This is a genomic window from Ancylomarina sp. YFZ004 (assembly GCF_054254355.1).
Genome location: NZ_JBTCHQ010000044.1, coordinates 1 through 524 on the forward strand (window position 1 = coordinate 1; position 524 = coordinate 524).

1 protein-coding gene is annotated in these 524 nt (G+C 36.5%); it reads right to left on the reverse strand.

Annotation, left to right across the window (positions count from 1 at the left end):
* Nucleotides 1-17 precede the first annotated feature (17 nt).
* Nucleotides 18-524 (reverse strand): IS3 family transposase (locus tag ACXR6G_RS20135; RefSeq protein ID WP_458363250.1); only part of this gene is annotated, 507 nt, incomplete at its 5' end.

Genomic DNA, 524 nt, shown 5'->3' on the forward strand with positions numbered 1-524 from the left:
GTGGACAGTAAGTTAAGTCATGCTGCCTTCTTTTGATTATTTAATAGCCTTCCATACTCCAAGGGTGATAAATAATTTAAAGAAGAATGCCTTCTACATGTATTATACCATGTTGCTATGTACTCAAAAATAGATAATGCCGCGCTTTTAAATGTATTATATTTGAAACGGTATATCCATTCGGTTTTGATACTCTTAAAGAAACTCTCTGCGCAAGCATTGTCCCAGCAATTCCCTTTTCTACTCATACTTTGTATAACACGTTTATCTTTCTTAAGAGTCTCTCTAAACTCATTACATGCATATTGAACGCCCTGATCGGAATGGAAGATCAAACGACCAGTTATAGGCCTGTTTAGGATTGCCATCTTCCACGAAGGCATGATTGTATCAGCAGCTTTCATTGTTTTACTTGTAGACCAACCTATCACTTTTCTGTCTGCCAAATCTATTATAACAGTCAAATATAGCCAACCTTCATGTGTTCGTACATATGTAATATCAGAAACCCAAACTTCACCCTG